The sequence below is a fragment of the Pseudomonas sp. GW456-E7 genome (genome assembly GCF_059424105.1).
This window is the reverse complement of the sequence record NZ_JBWKZB010000019.1, coordinates 1-17,506: the sequence shown is the minus strand read 5'-3', so window position 1 is coordinate 17,506 and position 17,506 is coordinate 1. Positions and strand designations below refer to the sequence as shown.

Sequence of the window (17,506 nt, the reverse complement as noted above, 5' to 3'; positions counted from 1 at the left end):
ACGTCAACGATAACGCGCTTCATCTGATTGACCGCGGCTGTCCGGGCATTTTTCGCGAGCAGGCTCGCTCCCACAACAGCTCCCTCGCCACACAATCCGTGTTTGAGTTTTGATGACCGCAGGACCACCCCATGAACATGACTGAAAGCAACATCCGCCTGGCCGCCATCAAACTGATCTCGCGCAACGGCTTCGGCTCGATGAGCCTGCGTCAGCTCGCCACTGAAGCTGGCATCAACGCTTCGACGCTGTACCTCTACTACAAAGGCAAAAACGAACTACTGCTGGAGCTGGTTCTCGAGTATTTCCAGGGGGTGTCTCGGGAGTGGGCACGGTGTTGCCCCAAAAAGTCCGCGACCGCCGATATCAAACTGCTCGCCTTCATCGCCTGCCACGTGCGTTATCACCTGGAACACCAGGACGAGGCCATGCTGGGCAATCTGGAGTTCAGAAGCCTCGCCGAAGAGGATCTGGAGCAGGTCCGCCAAGCCCGGCGCCAGTATCTGAACGCCCTGCAGGAACTGCTGGAACAAGGGGTCAAGGAAGGTTCGCTGAGCTGCGCCGAACCCAAATTGATGGCCCGCACCCTGTTCAACATGCTCACCCATGCCTGCGTCTGGTACCAGGCCGATGGCCGCTGGAGCATCGATGCCGTCATCCGCCATTACTCGGAACTGGTGTTGAAAATGCTCGGCGCCGCGCCTGTTCCATCGCCCGGGATACCCGCCCCACGAGCCCTGGTCACCCGCCGCCCGATGCCCGCGGAGGTACGTCCATGAGCGATCCCATGCAGCCGTTTTCCATGGCCGGCAAGACCGTTCTGGTGGCCGATGCCAGCACTCGACTGGGCGCGCATTTCGCCCGTCTGATCAGCCGCGCCGGCGCCCGTGTAGCCCTCGGTGGCCAGCACCCTTCGCAGCTGGAGCAACTGGCGGCCGACCTGCATTGGGAAGGTGGCGAAGTCCTGGTCGTCAGCCTCGACAGCGCCCGCAGACCGAGCATCGAAGCCGCCCTGGACACCGTGCAGGCGCGATTCGGTAGCGTCGATGTGCTGATCAACAACAGCGCCGAGCGCGAGCATGTTGCCCAGAACAATCACATCGTCCACTGCACCAGCCTGCACATGATCAGGGCCGAACGCGGTGGCAGCATCGTCAACATCGACCCGCCGCCGCGCCCCATCAGCGAGCCAAACCCGTGCCTGCGTGCCAATAGCAGCCTGATCCGCATGAGCCGCGCCATGGCCCAGTCGCTGACGCCGCACCGCATTCGCGTCAACGTCATCGCGGCCGGTCGAGGCAAGGACGCCGGCCTGCAAGAACTCAACGGCCCCTTGTTACTGCTGGCCAGCGGTGCCGGCGCCAGCGTCACCGGCGCGGTGTTGCATATCGACGGCCACGCCACCTGATACGGGTGGCGCGAACCTTTTGACGACGTTCGAACATGGCCGCTGGTCGCCCTGCGCGACGCCCGTCAACAAGGAGCCAGTTAGATGACTCGCATAAAAAAGTGGCTGCCGAAACTCGCCCTGGTGGCGACAACGGTCATGGCAATGGCGGCGAATGCCGCTGACAAACCCAACATTCTGGTGATTTTCGGCGATGACATCGGCCAGACCAACATCAGCGCCTATTCCATGGGCGTGGTCGGCTACAAGACGCCCAACATCGACCGTATCGCCCACGAAGGCATGCTGTTCACCGACTACTACGCGGAGAACAGCTGCACCGCCGGGCGCTCGTCGTTCATCACCGGCCAGTCACCGCTGCGCACCGGCCTGACCAAGGTGGGCGTGCCAGGCGCGCCGATCGGCCTGCAAAAACGCGACATCACCATCGCCCAGGCGCTCAAGTCCCAGGGCTACGCTACTGGCCAGTTCGGCAAGAACCACCTGGGCGACAAGGACGAGTTCCTGCCGACCAACCACGGTTTCGACGAGTTCTTCGGCAACCTCTATCACCTCAACGCCGAAGAAGAACCCGAGCGCCCTTACTGGCCCAAGGATGACCCGGACTTCGTCAAATCCCGAACCCCACGCGGCGTGATCCACAGCTACGCCGACGGCAAGATCGAAGACACCGGCGCGCTGACCGCCAAGCGCATGGAAACCATCGACGATGAAACCACGGCGGCGGCGCAGGCGTTCATCGAGAAGCAGGCCAAGGCGGACAAACCGTTCTTCGTGTGGATGAACACCACGCGCATGCATCTGTTCACCCACGTACGCGAGTCGATGAAGGGCCAGAGCGGCATGCCCGGCAACGATTACGCCGATGGCATGCTCGAGCACGACGGCGATGTCGGCAAACTGCTGAAGACCCTCGACGATCTGAAAATCGCCGACAACACCATCGTCGTCTACACCACCGACAACGGCCCGAACCAGTTCTCCTGGCCGGACGCGGCAACCACGCCGTTCCGTAACGAGAAGAACTCCAACTGGGAAGGCGCCTACCGTGTGCCGGCCATTGTGCGTTGGCCGGGCAAGATCAAGGCCGGTGAAGTCTCCAACGAGCTGTTCTCGGGCATGGACTGGTTCCCGACCTTGCTGGCAGCCGCGGGCGAAACCGACGTGAAGGAAAAGCTGCTCAAGGGTTGGGCACCGACCTCGGGTGGCAACAACTTCAAAGTGCATCTGGACGGTTTCAACCAGCTGCCCTACCTGACCGGCCAACAGCCTAAAGGCGAGCGCAAGGAGTTCTACTACTTCAACGACGACGGCGTGCTGGTGTCGATGCGCTTCGACCACTGGAAAGTGGTCTTCGCCGAACAGCGCGAACCCGGTGGCTTTGCGGTGTGGAGCAGCCCGTTCGTGCCGCTGCGCGTGCCCAAGCTGTTCAACTTGCGGATGGACCCTTATGAGCGGGCGGATGTCGTGTCCGACCAGTATTACGACTGGACCGTGAAGAACACTTACCTGCTGGCAGCGGGCGTGGCCAAGGCGGCGAGATTCCTGCAGACCTTCGTCGAGTACCCTCCGAGCCAGAAACCGGCCAGCTTCAGCATCGACCAGATCCGGGCGGCGGTAGATGCGAAGATCGAAGAAAAAAACAAGGCACAGCCCAAGCCATGACGTGAGGCCGTCGCCGACTGACGAATAGGCGGCGGTATTTTATGGCAAGCACTGCCCCCCCACGTTGGGGGGGGGCCGCAAAACCCCGGCTGCATTATTTTCAACACATGACAATCCGTTGCGCCCTTCACGTTCGCGAACAGGTGAGCCTATGAAAATAATAATAATGCTGTGTGTCATTGCATCGCTGACCGCGATGCTGGTAACCATCACCCCGATCAAGGAAGTCTGGCTGCAATCGCGTTATCTGCCCGCCGATCCGTGCAAATCCCATCCATACACCTGTTTTCGGCCTGCGGTGAGTTTCGCCTCGCTGCACTGACCGCACTCAGCCGCTTTTTCCACAACGACCAAGGCTGCGCGCCCAAAGCCTACCGGGCGCAGGCTGCGGACACGAACCCGCGGTTCACTTCGCCTTAGGGGCCCCCGGGAAACGGGTTAATCCGATTGCGACTAATGCTTAGTGCTTATCGTGATTAACCTCGCTGGAAAGTTCCGGCCCAGCAGCAATACTCCACTCTGTTTCGAAAACCATTCGAGAATAGCGTGGGGCAATAAGTCATGAACTTGAGCGTCTGCGAAGCGAAAGAATCTCGACTTTCGTTAATCAAACGATGCCTGCGCCAGCCGTTACTGCACTTTTTAGTTGCCGGTTTTGCACTCTTCGTACTGTACGGAGGTTTGCACCGTTCAACGGTCAATCAAGATCCGCAACGCATCGAAATCACTCCTGAAGTTGTTCAGCGGATCGCGATTTCCTGGCTGGCACGTTGGCAACGCCCCGCCTCGGAGCAACAGTTGCAGGCCCTGATTGATGACTATGTGAAAGAGGAAATCCTCTATCGCGAAGCACTGAAACTTGGCCTGGACAAAGACGACACCATCATTCGCCGCCGACTGGCGCAAAAAATGGATTTCCTCGCCGAAGATGTCGCCTCACTTCGCGAACCGGCCCCGGGTGTACTGGAGGCCTGGTACAACCAGCATCAGGACCAATATGCCCCGCCGCCCCTCGCGACCTTTCATCATGTGTTCTTCGCCCTGGACAAACGCGGCGCGGATGCGCAGGCCCAGGCTCAAGCCGCGCTGAGGGGGCTGACGGACAGGAACAGCGGTGAAGGCGATGCGTTCATGTTTAACAGCGCCTACACAGAGCAATCACAGGATCAAGTGGCGCGGGTCTTCGGTTCAAAGTTCGCCGTTTCGTTGTTCCAGCAAACGCCGGGACGTTGGGTGGGGCCTGCGGAATCAGGTTTTGGCTGGCATCTGGTGTGGATCGATACGCTGGCCAAACCACCGGCACCGGCTTTCGAGACCGTGGCCCAACAGGTCAAGTCCGATTGGTTGTCCGAGCAACGCAGCGAATCGAAACGCGCGAATTTCGATGCACTCAAAGCACGCTATGAAGTCGTGGTGATAATGCCAGCCTCCGCCGCTGACGTTGCCGCTATCCAGACGGAGCGGCCGTGATGAGGCGCAGGGTCTGGCTGCTGTTGCTGCTCGGGCTCATGGCATTGAGCGCCATGGCCCATGAATCACGTCCCGCGTACCTGGAACTCAACGAAACGGCTGCCGGGCGCTATGACGTACTGTGGCGCACGCCAGTGCTGTCAGGCATGCGCTTGCCGATTGCGCTGCGGTTTGCCGAAGGTGTGCGCACTGTCGTTGAGCCGGTGGAAAGCCAACTGAACGATTCGCTGATCGAACGCCGGGTCATTGAAGCCGGTCCCGCCGGCCTGGTCGGGCAGCGCATCGAGTTTGTCGGCCTGCAAGCGAGCATCACCGATGTGCTGGTGCGTGTCTCGCGCCTGGACGGCAGCCTGACCACCACCCTCGTCCACCCCGCGCAACCCTGGATGGAAATCGCTGCCACGCCGGGAATGTTCTCGGTGGCCGGTGCGTTTCTGGTCCATGGCGTCCAGCACATCCTGGGGGGCTTCGATCACTTGCTGTTCGTCTTCGGTCTCCTGCTGCTGGTGGGTAATGGCTGGATGCTGGTGAAGACCATCACCGCGTTCACCCTCGCCCACTCCATTACCCTGGCGCTCGCAGCATTGGGGGCGGTGCAGCTTCCCGGCCCGCCTGTGGAGGCCACGATTGCCCTGAGCATCCTCTTGCTGGCGGTGGAAATCACCCGCAAGAACCGCGGCGACGTCAGCTTCACCATCCAATGGCCATGGGTGGTGGCGTTCTGTTTTGGCCTGTTGCACGGCTTTGGTTTTGCCGGGGCGCTGGCGCAAATCGGCTTGCCCCAGCGCGACCTGCCGCTGGCGCTGTTCACGTTCAATGTCGGCGTCGAGATCGGTCAGTTGATGTTCGTCGCCGCCGTGCTGTGCCTGCGAGCGCTGTTGCTGCGTTGTCGGCTGCCACGGTCCGCGCTCCTGTATGCCCGACCGGTTGCGGCCTACGGGTTGGGAACCCTGGCGGCCTTCTGGTTTTTCGAACGAGTCTCGAGCTTCTGGGCCTGAACTTCACCTTGTCACTGCCGTATTCCGGAGACGTGGAATATGAAAACCCCTACACACTTCACCACGCCGTCACTGCTCGGTTGCGCCGTGCTCACTGTCAGCTCGTTGGCATTGGCAGAGGGCAACCCGGACCGCGAGGTTTACTTTGGCCAGACGCACTCGCACAGCTCCTGGTCGATCGATGCCTACCTGATCGGCAACCATCAGGTCGATCCCGAGCAGGCCTACCAATACTCGCTTGGCATGCCGGTCAAGCATCCGATGGGGTTTGAAGTGCAGCTCAAAGGCCGACCGCTGGATTTCCATGGCGTGACCGATCACTCGGAATACGTGGGCGTGATCGCCCTGGCCAACGATCCGAAGTCAGACTTCAGCAAACTGCCCATCGCGCAAAAACTGATCGCCAAGACGCCGGCGGATTTCAACCGGGTGTTCAAGTGGATCGCCGGCAGCTTGAACAACCCCATCAAGGAACTGATTGATCCGAAGGTGGCCGGCAACATCTGGCAGCAGAACATCGCCATCGCCGACAAGTACTACAAGCCCGGCAAGTTCACCACCTTCGTCGCCTATGAATGGACCTCGGCACCGAACAATCAGAACATGCACCGCAACGTGTTTTTCCGTGATTCGAAGAAGGTGCCGGACCTGCCCTTCACGGCCCTCGACTCGAGCAAACCCGAGGACTTGTGGAGCTGGATGGACGATCAACGGAAAAAGGGCAACGAAATACTGGCGATCTCCCACAATGCCAACCTCAGCAACGGCCTGATGTTTCCAGTGGACGTCGATGACCGTGGCCGCCCCATCGATGCGGCGTGGGCCGAAACGCGGATGCGCAATGAATCGCTCACGGAGATTCACCAGGTCAAGGGCACTTCCGAAACCCACCCCGAGCTGTCGCCAACCGACGAATTTGCCAATTATGAAATCATGAGTTTCCTGATCGGCATCGACAACAGCACCTCCAAACTCAACGGCAGCTACATCAGGCAAGCCTGGCAAAACGGCATGGCCATGCAGGAAGCCCGCGGCTACAACCCGTACAAGATGGGCGTGGTCGGCGCCAGCGATTCGCACAACGGGGTGATTCCCTATTCGCAGAGCAACAACTTCGGCTCCCACGGATTTACCGACAGCACCCCGGCGGCGCGGCTTTCCGGCAAACAGAACTCGGGCATGATAGCCCTGCAAACCAGCACCTCCGGTCTTGCCGGTGTCTGGGCGGAAGAAAACACCCGTGAATCGATCTTCGATGCCATGAAGCGTAAAGAGGTCTACGGCACCAGCGGCGTGCGCATCCCCGTACGCATGTTTGGTGGCTGGGGCTTCGACAGCAGTCTGTGGAACGAAAAAGACTGGGTGCATGCCGCCTACGCCAAGGGCGTTCCCATGGGCGGCGACTTGCCGGCAAAACCGGGTAAACAGGCACCGTCCTTCGTGGTATGGGCGGTCAAGGATGCCGACGATGGCAACCTCGACCGCATCCAGATCATCAAGGGCTGGACCAAAAACGGCCAGACCTTCGAGAAGGTCTACGACGTCGCCTGGGCCGGTGATCGCCAACCGGATCCGGTCACCGGCAAAGTCCCTCCAGTGGGCTCGACAGTCGATGTGTCCAAGGCGACCTACACCAATACCATCGGTGCCACCGAGCTGAAAAAAGTCTGGGTCGATCCGGACTTCGATCCGGCCCAGCACGCGTTCTACTACGCCCGCGCACTACAGATCCCGACACCGCGCTGGAGCACCTATGACGCGGCCAAGCTGCAAGTACCGCCACCGGGCGACGTCTCGCCCACCGTCCAGGAACGCGCGTGGACCTCACCGATCTGGTACACGCCGACAGCCGAAGACAGCAAGACGGTCGCTGCCGGCAAAACCATCGATCAACTGAAAACCGAAGGCGCCAAAGCGCTCACCAACGAGCAGTTGCAAACCTTCGTGGTGGGCAAAACCATCAAGGTGCGCAACACCGTCACCGGCCAGACATTCGAAATCGTCTATGGCACTGACGGCCAACGCCTGGTCGCCAGCGTCGATGGCAAGCCGCCCGCTGAGGGGGAATACCTGAACATGCTGCATGGCGGTCAGTTCGGCGTACCGGCCAAGTATGAAATCAAGGACGGGCACCTGCTGACAACACTCGGCGGCTCGCCTTTCGAGGCCACGGTGTTCGAGCAGAACGGCAAGTACGTGGCGGCTCGCAGCAACGAATTCGGTTATGTGAATTATGAGGTTGAAGCGGTCAAGTAGCGCCGGGGCCGGCACCGATGCTCTGCACGCATCGGTGCCAGCAGATTGTCGCGAAAGGACCGCAGCCCCAAAAGGCCATCCGATGACTCTTTACATCTCAACCTGTGTGCCCAGTTCTATTACCCGATTCAGTGGCAACTTGAAGTACTTCAGATTGCTATTGGCATTTTTCAGCAAAAATGCGAACAGGCTTTCTCGCCAACGGGCCATACCGATTCGTTTGGTCGGGATCACCGTTTCCCGGCTGAGGAAATAGGTCGTGCGCATCGGACTGAAGTCCAGTTCGGTCAAATGACAGAGACTCAAGGCCAAGGGCACATCAGGCTCCTCGATAAAACCAAAGTGCAGACTGACCCGGAAGAAGCCTTCACCATAGGCTTCAACCTCGAACCGCCGTTCCGCACTCACACGAGGGCTGTCTTCAGACACTACTGTCAGCAATACCACTTGCTCATGCAAAACCTGGTTATGCAGCAGGTTGTGCAGCAGCGCATGAGGAACAGCATCGGTCCTGGCCGTCAGGAACACCGCCGTGCCTTGTACGCGATGGGGGGGTTGCGTACGGATGCTGCTGATGAACAGCGGTAGTGGCAGCGCCGTTTCATCCAGCCGCTCGACAATAATTTTTCTGCCGCGCTTCCAGGTCGTCATCAAAATGAACAGACCAATCCCGGCGATCACCGGGAACGCACCGCCCTGGAAGATCTTCGGCGCATTGGCCGCGAAATACAGACTGTCTACGAGCAAGAAGCCGAGCAGCATGGGAATGGCCAGCCAGCGCGGCGTTTTCCATAGGAGCAGGACGACTGCCGAAGACAGGATCGTGGTGATCAGCATGGTCCCCGTCACCGCGACGCCATAGGCTGCGGCCAATGCACTGGACGACTCGAAACCGATGACCAGCAGAACGACACCGACCATCAGTGCCCAGTTAACCGTGCCGATGTAAATCTGCCCCTGCTCCTGACTGGAGGTGTGCTGGATAAACATGCGCGGAATGTAGCCCAACTGAATGGCCTGGCGAGTCAGGGAGAAAGCCCCGGAAATCACGGCTTGTGAAGCGATGATGGTGGCCAGTGTGGAGAGCGCGACCATCGGCAGCAGTGCCCAGTCAGGCGCCAGCAAATAGAACGGGTTACGCACCGCCTCCGGGTTTCCCAGGATCAACGCGCCCTGGCCAAAGTAATTGAGCGCCAAACCGGGCAGTACGAGCATGAACCAGGCACGGGAAATCGGCTTTCGACCAAAGTGGCCCATGTCGGCATACAGTGCTTCAGCACCGGTCAATGCCAACACGACAGCCCCCAGAATCGCCACACCCATTCCCGGATGAACCACGAAGAACCGTACGGCCCAAACAGGGTTGAGCGCTTGCAAAACTTCCGGGCGCTGCAAAATCCCGTAGATCCCCAGCGCACCCAACACCACGAACCACAGCACCATGACCGGACCGAACAGGATGCCGATTCGAGCCGTGCCATGTTTTTGTATCAAGAACAGCGCCACCAGCACGATCACTGACAAGGGCACGACCCAGTGCTCGATCCCGTCAAACGCCAACTGTAGTCCTTCAACCGCAGAGAGCACCGAAATGGCCGGGGTAATCATGCTGTCCCCGTAAAAAAGTGCCGCACCAAACAGGCCGAGCAGTACCAGTACCTTGCTCATGTACGGATAAGGTGCTGCCGCGCGGCGAGCTAACGCCGTCAACGCCATGATGCCGCCTTCGCCCTGATTGTTGGCACGCAGGATGAACAACACGTATTTGATCGAGACCACCCAGATCAGCGACCAGAAGATCAACGACAGAATGCCAAGCACCCCGTCGTGATTGACCTGAACCCCGTAGTGGCCGGAAAAGACTTCTTTCAGCGTGTAGAGGGGGCTGGTGCCAATGTCCCCGTAGACCACACCAACGGCGGCGACGAGCAAGCCCGCTCCTGAGGTTTTGGATCGGGAATCTGCATGCACGCCGGTTACATTTTCACTCAAGGGTCGCTTCTCTCAAATTGCGGGGGAGACAGTTCACGCCATCCTTGGGCAATCCAGTGCCAGCGTCATTGGAAATGCAGACGCATGGATGGTCTGAAAAAACGCGGCCAGTATCGTTGGGGGCAAAACCGCCTACCGTAAAGAAAGCGTAAAAATTAAACGGCGCGATCGAACGATAAACCTCACTCGCCCAGCCCTTCTCGAACCATGTCGAAAAAGGTCGTCAAGATGCGCCGCGTGCTCTGCGCTCGCAGGCACACCAATGTCTCGGTGAAATGCCGCTGACAGTCAACGATCGGCAAGCCGCGAACCCGAGAATCCGAGCCCAGTTCGGCGGCCGAGACGACCCCGACCCCCATGCCGATCGCCACCGCCTCGCGCGCGGCTTCACGCCCCTCCACTTCGATGGCCTTGCGGATGTGCAGGCCCGCCGCTGCCATCTCCTCTTCCAGGGATAAGCGCGTGACCGAGCCCTGCTCGCGCAGGACCATGGGCGTGTCGTGCAGGTCGGCCAGGCAGATAGACGCTCGTTGCGCCCAGGGATGGTCCTGGGCGACGAAAGCGAGCATGGGATCGCTGCGAAGGTGCAGTGTCATCAAGCGATCGTCTTCGATGTCGCGCCCCAGCAGAGCGATGTCGGCCTGGTGACTGAACAACCGCTGCAGGACCTCATCGGTATTGGCGGTTTCGATCTTCACATCGATGCCGGGATAACGGCTGCAGAAGCGTGAGACATAGGGCAGGACGTGCACCGGCGCATCCACGGCAAGGTTCAGGGTCCCGGTCGACAGGGTGCGGTAGTCCGTGAGCATGTCGTGGGCATCGACACTGATATCGAACAGGCGCTGGGTCAGGCCGAACAGGCGCTCGCCCACTTCCGTCAGGCGCACCAGGCGCTTGTCGCGGTAGAACACCATCACCCCGTAATAATCCTCGAGCTTGCGCACCTGGTCGGATACCGCAGGTTGCGACAGGCAGAGTTGCTCGGCCGCCCGGGTGAAGCTGCCATTCATGGCGACGGCGTGAAACGCCTTGAGTTGGGTATGGGAAATCGTCATTGGCGCACCTTGCTATAGGTTCAGCTTATTCGTACATACGATAAATCGATTTTATTTATGAACAGTGAACTGCAAGCATGATTTTCACAAGTGCCGTCCCTCGTATCCCTCCAGGAATGCCCTATGGAAATTGAACGTTTCGCTGCGACAAAACGCCGTTCGGACATGGTCCGCTACGACAACCATCTGTACATCGGTGGCCAGGTTGCCACCGATCTCAGTGGCGATATCGAGGCGCAGACCCGCGAGGTGTTGGTCGCTATCGAGCAACTTTTGCTCAGTGCCGGCAGCCACCGCGAGCAGGTGCTTTCGGTGCGCATCCTGCTCGCCCATCGCGAAGACTATGAAGGGTTGAACCGGGTCTGGGACGAGTTTTTCCCTGAAGGCCATGCCCCCACGCGCGCTTGCACTCTGGCTGATCTGATCGACCCCGGTTGGCGGGTCGAAATGATCGTGGTCGCTGCCTGCGGCTGATCGTGCCCTCAACCCTGCCCTCGAACCGTTCCAACGGAGATCACCCAATGCGCCCTTTCTGGCTGGACCAGGCCCTGAAGAATCAACCCGCTGCGCCCTGCCCTGCGCTGCAACAGAACACCCGCGCCGACGTCTGCATCGTCGGCGGCGGCTATACCGGTCTGTGGACCGCCATCATGCTCAAGGAACAGAATCCCGAGCTGGACGTGGTCATCGTCGAAGCCGACATCTGCGGTGCCGGCGCCAGTGGGCGCAATGGCGGCTGCGCGCTGTCATGGTCGGCCAAGTACTTCACCCTGGAGCGCTTGTTCGGCGTCAAGGAGGCGATACGCCTGGTCAAGGAGTCGGAGCAGAGCATCTACGCCATCGGCACCTTTTGCGAAAAGTACGCGGTGGATGCCGATTACCGTCTCGACGGCACGCTCTATACGGCGACCAACCGTGCCCAGGTCGGCTCGACCGACGGGGTGATCGCGGCGCTGGAGCGCCATGGCATCAACTCTTTTGCCAAATGTGCGCTACCTGACGTGCAACGCATGGCCGGCTCGGCCCGGCACATCGAGGGCTGGTTCTCCCCGGCGGCTGCCAGTGTGCAGCCGGGCAAGCTGGTCCGTGGACTGCGCCGGGTGGCGCTGGAACTGGGCGTACGGATTTACGAGGGCACGCCGATGACCGGTCTGGAAGAAGGCATGCCCGCCAGCGTCAACACGCCGAACGGCAAAGTGACCTGCGACCGGGTCGTGCTGGCGATGAACGCCTGGATGGCTCGTGCCTTTCCACAGTTCTCGCGTTCGGTGGCCATTGTCTCCAGCGACATGATCATCACCGAGCCGCGACCGGACTTGCTCGAGCGGATCGGCCTGACCAGCGGGGTCACCGTACTCGACTCGCGGATTTTCGTGCACTACTACCACAACACCCCGGACGGCCGGATCATGCTCGGCAAAGGGGGGAACACCTTTGCCTACGGCGGTCGCATCCTGCCCGTGTTCGACCAGCCATCGCCCTACGCAGGGCTGTTGCGCAACACGCTGACGGAGTTCTTTCCGGACTTTGCCGACGTCGGTATCGCCGCCACCTGGAACGGCCCTTCCGATCGCTCGGTCACCGGCCTGCCTTTCTTCGGTCGCATGGGCGCGAGCGGCAACGTCTTCTATGGCTTCGGCTATTCCGGCAGCGGCGTAGGTCCGTGCCATATGGGTGGGCAGATCCTGTCGTCGCTGGTGCTCGGGGTGGACAACCCCTGGACGCGCTCGCCACTGGTCCAAGGTCCGCTTGGGCATTTTCCGCCGGAGCCGGTCCGCTACCTGGGCTCATTGATGGTGCGTAACGCCATTCGCCGCAAGGAGCATGCTGAAGACCACAACCGGCCTCCCCGTCGACTTGACGTGCGCCTGGCGAAATTCGCGGCAGCCGCCGGCAAGGCGGACAAGGGGTAAATCGCCTCGCCCTCCAGGCGAAATTTCACGTTGCCCCACACAAAACCCCGCCCGGTCATGCACCGCGCGGGGTTAATCCGCTTCCTGTCAATTCATGCGTGCAGCGAACTGCACCAGCTCCAGACAAGTGCATTGCCACTTATAAGCTCAGCTTGTTTGTGACATGTGATAAATCGATTTCAGTTATTTCTTGCCAGATGTTTTTATCAACCCATGCATCACTCCCCACAAAAACAACACCGCCGGAGAAGATCATGACCAAAGCCGAATTCCCGACTACCCAGCCACTGGCAACCCCAGCCCTGGGTGAACCCTACCTGCTGACCCCGGGCCCGCTGACCACTTCCAAAGCCACCAAGGAAGCCATGCTGCGCGACTGGGGATCATGGGACGGTGCCTTCAATCAGGTCACCGCTGAAGTTCGCCAGAAACTGCTGGGCATGGCCGGCGTAGAGGATGACAGCTTCGCCTGCGTGCCACTGCAAGGCAGCGGCAGCTACTCGGTCGAGGCCGCCCTGGCCACCGCCATCCCGCGTGACGGCAAAGCCCTGGTGCTGATGAACGGCGCCTACGGTCAGCGCGCCACCAAGACCCTGGAATACCTCGGTCGCGCGTTCATTACCCTGGACAAGGGCGATTACCTGCCGCCCCAGCCCGAAGAAGTGGACGCCCTGCTCAAGGCCAACCCTGACATCACCAACGTCTTCGTCGTCCATTGCGAAACCAGCTCCGGGATCCTCAACCCGCTGCGTGAAATCGCCGATGTGGTGAAGGCCCACGGCAAGAGCCTGATCATCGATGCCATGAGTTCCTTCGGGGCCGTGCCGCTGACGGTGAACGAAATAGCCTTCGACGTGGTGGTGTCCTCCGCCAACAAGTGTATCGAGGGTATCCCGGGCTTCGGTTTCGTGATCATCCGCCGTTCCGTGCTGGAAGCCGCCAAAGGCCGCGCCAACTCGCTGTCCCTCGATCTCTTCGAGCAATGGGCCTACATGGAGCGCACCGGCCAATGGCGCTTCACACCGCCGACCCACAGTGTGGTGGCGTTCCACAAGGCACTGGAACAGCACAGCGACGAAGGTGGCGTGCACGGCCGGTTGGCACGCTACACCCGCAACCGCGACGTGCTGGTTGCCGGCATGCGCGAACTGGGTTTCAAGACGCTGCTGGAAGACCGTTGGCTGTCGCCGATCATCACCACGTTCTTCAGCCCTGAACATCCCAACTTCGATTTCACGCGCTTCTACGAAGAACTCAAGGCCCGGCAGTTCATCATCTACCCCGGCAAGTTGACCGTTGCCGAGAGTTTCCGCATCGGCTGCATCGGCCAGATCGACGAATACATCGTCCATCAGTTGCTCCGCGCAATCGCGGACAGCCTGGTCGCCATGGACGTGGACATGTTCAAGCCCGCGGCCTGATCGACCCCTTTAAAGGTCTCTGCCGATTCGAGCGAAGGTGCAATGGGTAGCACCTTTGGGCAGGGATCTTTTTTTAAACCATGGATTCGATGACGTACCGCTCGGCAGCGCCGGGCAGGAGTCAGCGATCGCGTAATTCATGAATAAAAGCCTGATGCCATTCGCATGTTCATCTGTCGATGTCGTGCGAATGGACAGACTTGTGCACCGAAAACAAAAACAAAAACCGACCAATTTGCGCTGTCTGGCACCACATACGGGATCAGTACACCATGAACAACACGACAAGCCCTCTCGCCACCGGCTGGAAATCCCTCCAGCGTTGGCGCGTGCAGATCTTCCTCATCACTTGGGTGGCATACGCCGCCTTCTACTTCACCCGCAAAGCGTTTTCCGTGGCCAAGCTTGGCATTGGCGAAGACCCGGACTTCATGCTCGAAAAGGCCGTGATGGCCAACCTCGATGCCCTGTACCTGACGGCCTATGCCGTGGGCCAGTTCCTGTGGGGCAACTTCTCCGACCGTTTCGGCCCAAGGGTGGTGGTCCTCAGCGGCCTGGTCATTTCGGCGGCGGCGGCGCTCCTGATGGGGACCTACGCCACGCTACCGATCTTCGTCTCCTGCATGCTGGTGCAGGGCTTCGCCCAATCCACCGGTTGGTCGGGCCTGTGCAAGAACGTCGGGAGTTTCTTCAGTACCAGTGAGCGTGGCCGCGTACTCGGTTACTGGAGCACCTCGTACGCCTTTGGCGGTCTGGTGGCCACGCCGTTTGCCGGCTGGTGGGCTTACCAGGCCTATCACGACTGGCGCATCGCGTTCATCAGCAGTGCCGTTGTCGTGCTGGTGGTGGCGGTGTTGTTCTATTTCCTGCAACGCAACCGTCCGGAAGACGTAGGCCTGCCTGCTGTCGAAATCGAGATCGAACCGGTCAGCAACGTCGTGGTTCCCCGCGAAAGCATGTGGGCCGGCATACGGACCGTGATGAAAAATCGCACCGTGCTGATTCTCGGCCTGGCCTATTTCATGCTCAAGCCGGCGCGCTACGCCATCCTGCTGTGGGGCCCGGTGATCATCTACGAACGCATGCCCGAGATCGGCAAGGTAGCGTCCGCCATCGTCCCCACCTCGTTTGAACTGGCAGGTCTGGTAGGCCCCATCCTCATCGGTATCGCCTCGGACAAATACTTCGGCGCTCGCCGCATACCAGCCTGCGTGCTCAGCCTGGTGGTCCTCACTGTCTGCCTGGGACTGTTCGTTCCCGCCATGCAAAGCGGCAGCCTGTACATGGTGGTCGGCCTGCTGTTCATGATGGGCCTGACGCTTTACGGGCCGGACTCGATGATCAGCGGCTCGGCGGCCATCGACTTCGGCAGCAAGGACGGGGCTGCCTCCGCCGCGGGCTTCGTCAACGGCTGCGGTTCGGTGGGTGCAGTCCTTGGCGGCCTGCTGCCGGGTTACTTCGACACCATCACCGTGTTCCTGGTGTTCACCGGCGCCGCACTCCTGGCCAGCCTGATGCTGGTGCCCTTCTGGAACAGCCGGCCGAAAACACTGGAAAACCCGCTGTTGGTATCGACCCCGGTACAACCGGTCATTGTCGGCACCACGCCTTGAATTCGTACTACCCACTCACCTTTCCCTGGAGCAATCATCATGCAATACAAACAACCTTCCCAACTGCAAGCCGTGGTTCTGGACTGGGCGGGCACCGTCGTTGATTTCGGTTCCTTTGCACCCACGCAGATTTTTGTCGAAGCCTTCGCCGAGTTTGGCGTAGCGGTCTCCCTGGCAGAGGCCCGGGGTCCGATGGGCATGGGCAAGTGGGACCACATCCGCACGTTGTGCAACGAGCCGCAGATCGCCGCACGTTACCAGGCAGCCTTCGGACGCCTGCCGACGGATGACGATGTCACCGCCCTCTATGAGCGCTTCATGCCCTTGCAGATCGAGAAGATCGCCCTGCACTCGGCGCTGATTCCAGGGGCCCTGGATACGATCGATGCCTTGCGCGACAAGGGTCTGAAAATCGGTTCGTGCTCGGGTTACCCGGCGGTGGTCATGGAGAAAGTCGTCGAGCTGGCGCGCAAGAACGGCTACGTTGCCGACCACGTCGTGGCCACTGACGAAGTACCCAATGGCCGTCCGCACCCGGCCCAGGCCCTGGCCAACGTGATCGCTCTGGGCATCAGCGATGTGGCCGCCTGCGTCAAGGTCGACGACACCTGGCCAGGCATCCTTGAAGGCCGCAGTGCCGGCATGTGGACGGTCGCATTGACCTGCTCCGGCAACGCACTGGGGCTGACCTATGACCAGTTCAGGGACTTGCCTTCGGACAAGCTGGCCGAAGAGCGTGCCCGCATCACCAGGATGTTCGAAGGTTCGCGCCCGCACTACCTGATCGACACCATCGTCGATCTACCGGCCGTCATTGAAGACATCAATGCGCGCCTGGCTCGTGGCGAAACCCCTCAGGGTTCCTGACCCTGCACGGCTTGTGCACCTGACAGTGACCGTCCTGTGGGCGGTCACACCCCAAAACAACAAGAGAACCCGATCATGAACTACGCCCACCCAGGCACTGCCGGTGCCATCGTTTCCTTCAAGTCCCGCTACGGCAACTACATCGGCGGCGAGTTCGTCGCGCCGGTCAAAGGTCAGTACTTCACCACCACCTCGCCGGTGAATGGCCAACCGATTGCCGAATTCCCCCGCTCCACGGCCGAAGACATCGACAAGGCCCTGGACGCTGCCCACGCCGCTGCCGATGCCTGGGGCAAGACCTCGGTGCAGGACCGCTCCCTGGCGCTGCTGAAGATCGCCGACCGCATCGAGCAGAACCTCGAACTGCTGGCCGTCACCGAAACCTGGGACAACGGCAAGGCCGTGCGTGAAACGTTGAACGCCGACATCCCGCTGGCGGTGGACCACTTCCGCTACTACGCCGGTTGCATCCGCGCCCAGGAAGGCAGCTCCGCCGAAATCAACGAACACACCGCGGCCTATCACTTCCATGAGCCGTTGGGCGTGGTCGGCCAGATCATCCCGTGGAACTTCCCGATCCTGATGGCCGCGTGGAAACTCGCCCCGGCCCTGGCTGCCGGTAACTGCATCGTGCTCAAGCCCGCCGAGCAGACCCCGCTGGGCATCACCGTGCTGGTCGAACTGATCGGCGACCTGCTGCCACCAGGCGTGCTGAACATCGTGCAAGGCTTCGGCAAAGAAGCCGGGGAAGCCCTGGCCACCAGCAAACGCATCGCCAAGATCGCCTTCACCGGCTCGACCCCGGTTGGCTCGCACATCATGAAATGCGCGGCGGAAAACATCAT

The 17,506-nt window shown here is 60.5% G+C and carries 15 protein-coding genes; 13 read left to right on the top strand and 2 right to left on the bottom strand.

Annotation, left to right across the window (positions count from 1 at the left end):
• Positions 1 to 131 precede the first annotated feature (131 nt).
• From AC07YV_RS14190 to AC07YV_RS14160, 7 genes are all read left to right on the top strand, one after another.
• Complete coding sequence (locus AC07YV_RS14190) at positions 132 to 779, top strand: TetR/AcrR family transcriptional regulator (protein ID WP_102700350.1); 648 nt, start codon at positions 132 to 134, stop codon at positions 777 to 779.
• Positions 776 to 1,408: an SDR family NAD(P)-dependent oxidoreductase gene (locus tag AC07YV_RS14185; protein WP_102700349.1), complete on the top strand. Its 633-nt coding sequence runs from the start codon at positions 776 to 778 to the stop codon at positions 1,406 to 1,408. Before AC07YV_RS14190 ends, AC07YV_RS14185 begins: the two co-directional genes overlap by 4 nt.
• An 84-nt stretch (positions 1,409 to 1,492) precedes the next feature.
• Positions 1,493 to 3,073 (top strand): arylsulfatase, encoded by a 1,581-nt coding sequence (locus AC07YV_RS14180; protein WP_494990314.1) that lies wholly within the window; start codon positions 1,493 to 1,495, stop codon positions 3,071 to 3,073.
• A gap of 151 nt (positions 3,074 to 3,224) precedes the next feature.
• Entirely contained in the window at positions 3,225 to 3,395 is a 171-nt protein-coding gene (locus AC07YV_RS14175) for a hypothetical protein (protein WP_158248446.1), read from the top strand.
• A gap of 239 nt (positions 3,396 to 3,634) precedes the next feature.
• Positions 3,635 to 4,543, top strand: a complete 909-nt coding sequence (locus AC07YV_RS14170; RefSeq protein ID WP_102700017.1) for a peptidyl-prolyl cis-trans isomerase — start codon at positions 3,635 to 3,637, stop codon at positions 4,541 to 4,543.
• On the top strand, positions 4,543 to 5,541 hold the full coding sequence (locus AC07YV_RS14165; RefSeq protein ID WP_102700016.1) for a HupE/UreJ family protein: 999 nt from the start codon (positions 4,543 to 4,545) through the stop codon (positions 5,539 to 5,541). The genes AC07YV_RS14170 and AC07YV_RS14165 overlap by 1 nt, the downstream gene beginning before the upstream one ends.
• A 39-nt stretch (positions 5,542 to 5,580) precedes the next feature.
• Positions 5,581 to 7,797, top strand: a complete 2,217-nt coding sequence (locus tag AC07YV_RS14160) for a DUF3604 domain-containing protein (protein WP_102700015.1) — start codon at positions 5,581 to 5,583, stop codon at positions 7,795 to 7,797.
• A gap of 90 nt (positions 7,798 to 7,887) precedes the next feature.
• Here AC07YV_RS14160 and AC07YV_RS14155 read toward each other — a convergent pair whose 3' ends face one another.
• Positions 7,888 to 9,789 (bottom strand): potassium transporter Kup, encoded by a 1,902-nt coding sequence (locus AC07YV_RS14155; protein WP_102700014.1) that lies wholly within the window; start codon positions 9,787 to 9,789, stop codon positions 7,888 to 7,890.
• 182 nt (positions 9,790 to 9,971) lie between these two features.
• Positions 9,972 to 10,847: a LysR substrate-binding domain-containing protein gene (locus tag AC07YV_RS14150; RefSeq protein WP_102700013.1), complete on the bottom strand. Its 876-nt coding sequence runs from the start codon at positions 10,845 to 10,847 to the stop codon at positions 9,972 to 9,974.
• Positions 10,848 to 10,970: 123 nt separating this feature from the next.
• On the opposite strand from AC07YV_RS14150, the gene AC07YV_RS14145 reads away from it, so the two are divergent.
• The 6 genes from AC07YV_RS14145 to AC07YV_RS14120 all read left to right on the top strand — a co-directional run.
• Positions 10,971 to 11,321 carry a RidA family protein gene (locus AC07YV_RS14145; protein ID WP_102700012.1) on the top strand — a complete coding sequence of 117 codons (351 nt, stop codon included), beginning with the start codon at positions 10,971 to 10,973 and terminating at the stop codon, positions 11,319 to 11,321.
• Between the two features lie 47 nt (positions 11,322 to 11,368).
• Complete coding sequence (locus tag AC07YV_RS14140; RefSeq protein WP_102700011.1) at positions 11,369 to 12,760, top strand: FAD-dependent oxidoreductase; 1,392 nt, start codon at positions 11,369 to 11,371, stop codon at positions 12,758 to 12,760.
• 254 nt (positions 12,761 to 13,014) lie between these two features.
• A complete protein-coding gene (locus tag AC07YV_RS14135; protein WP_102700010.1) occupies positions 13,015 to 14,181 on the top strand; it encodes a 2-aminoethylphosphonate--pyruvate transaminase in 1,167 nt (388 codons plus the stop codon).
• Positions 14,182 to 14,453: 272 nt separating this feature from the next.
• Positions 14,454 to 15,794: an MFS transporter gene (locus AC07YV_RS14130; protein WP_102700009.1), complete on the top strand. Its 1,341-nt coding sequence runs from the start codon at positions 14,454 to 14,456 to the stop codon at positions 15,792 to 15,794.
• Between the two features lie 39 nt (positions 15,795 to 15,833).
• On the top strand, positions 15,834 to 16,661 hold the full coding sequence (phnX, locus tag AC07YV_RS14125; protein WP_007970212.1) for a phosphonoacetaldehyde hydrolase: 828 nt from the start codon (positions 15,834 to 15,836) through the stop codon (positions 16,659 to 16,661).
• A gap of 75 nt (positions 16,662 to 16,736) precedes the next feature.
• The coding region (locus AC07YV_RS14120) for an aldehyde dehydrogenase family protein (protein ID WP_494990313.1) at positions 16,737 to 17,506 on the top strand (770 nt) is incomplete at its 3' end.

Bases quoted from the DNA above. Each gene is read 5' to 3' on its own strand.
- AC07YV_RS14165 (WP_102700016.1), top strand. From the start codon at position 4,543: ATGAGGCGCAGGGTCTGGCTGCTGTTGCTGCTCGGGCTCATGGCATTG.
- AC07YV_RS14130 (WP_102700009.1), top strand. From the start codon at position 14,454: ATGAACAACACGACAAGCCCTCTCGCCACCGGCTGGAAATCCCTCCAG.
- AC07YV_RS14140 (WP_102700011.1), top strand. From the start codon at position 11,369: ATGCGCCCTTTCTGGCTGGACCAGGCCCTGAAGAATCAACCCGCTGCG.
- phnX (WP_007970212.1), top strand. From the start codon at position 15,834: ATGCAATACAAACAACCTTCCCAACTGCAAGCCGTGGTTCTGGACTGG.
- AC07YV_RS14150 (WP_102700013.1), bottom strand. From the start codon at position 10,847: ATGACGATTTCCCATACCCAACTCAAGGCGTTTCACGCCGTCGCCATG.
- AC07YV_RS14185 (WP_102700349.1), top strand. From the start codon at position 776: ATGAGCGATCCCATGCAGCCGTTTTCCATGGCCGGCAAGACCGTTCTG.
- AC07YV_RS14190 (WP_102700350.1), top strand. From the start codon at position 132: ATGAACATGACTGAAAGCAACATCCGCCTGGCCGCCATCAAACTGATC.
- AC07YV_RS14145 (WP_102700012.1), top strand. From the start codon at position 10,971: ATGGAAATTGAACGTTTCGCTGCGACAAAACGCCGTTCGGACATGGTC.
- AC07YV_RS14180 (WP_494990314.1), top strand. From the start codon at position 1,493: ATGACTCGCATAAAAAAGTGGCTGCCGAAACTCGCCCTGGTGGCGACA.
- AC07YV_RS14135 (WP_102700010.1), top strand. From the start codon at position 13,015: ATGACCAAAGCCGAATTCCCGACTACCCAGCCACTGGCAACCCCAGCC.
- AC07YV_RS14175 (WP_158248446.1), top strand. From the start codon at position 3,225: ATGAAAATAATAATAATGCTGTGTGTCATTGCATCGCTGACCGCGATG.
- AC07YV_RS14160 (WP_102700015.1), top strand. From the start codon at position 5,581: ATGAAAACCCCTACACACTTCACCACGCCGTCACTGCTCGGTTGCGCC.
- AC07YV_RS14170 (WP_102700017.1), top strand. From the start codon at position 3,635: ATGAACTTGAGCGTCTGCGAAGCGAAAGAATCTCGACTTTCGTTAATC.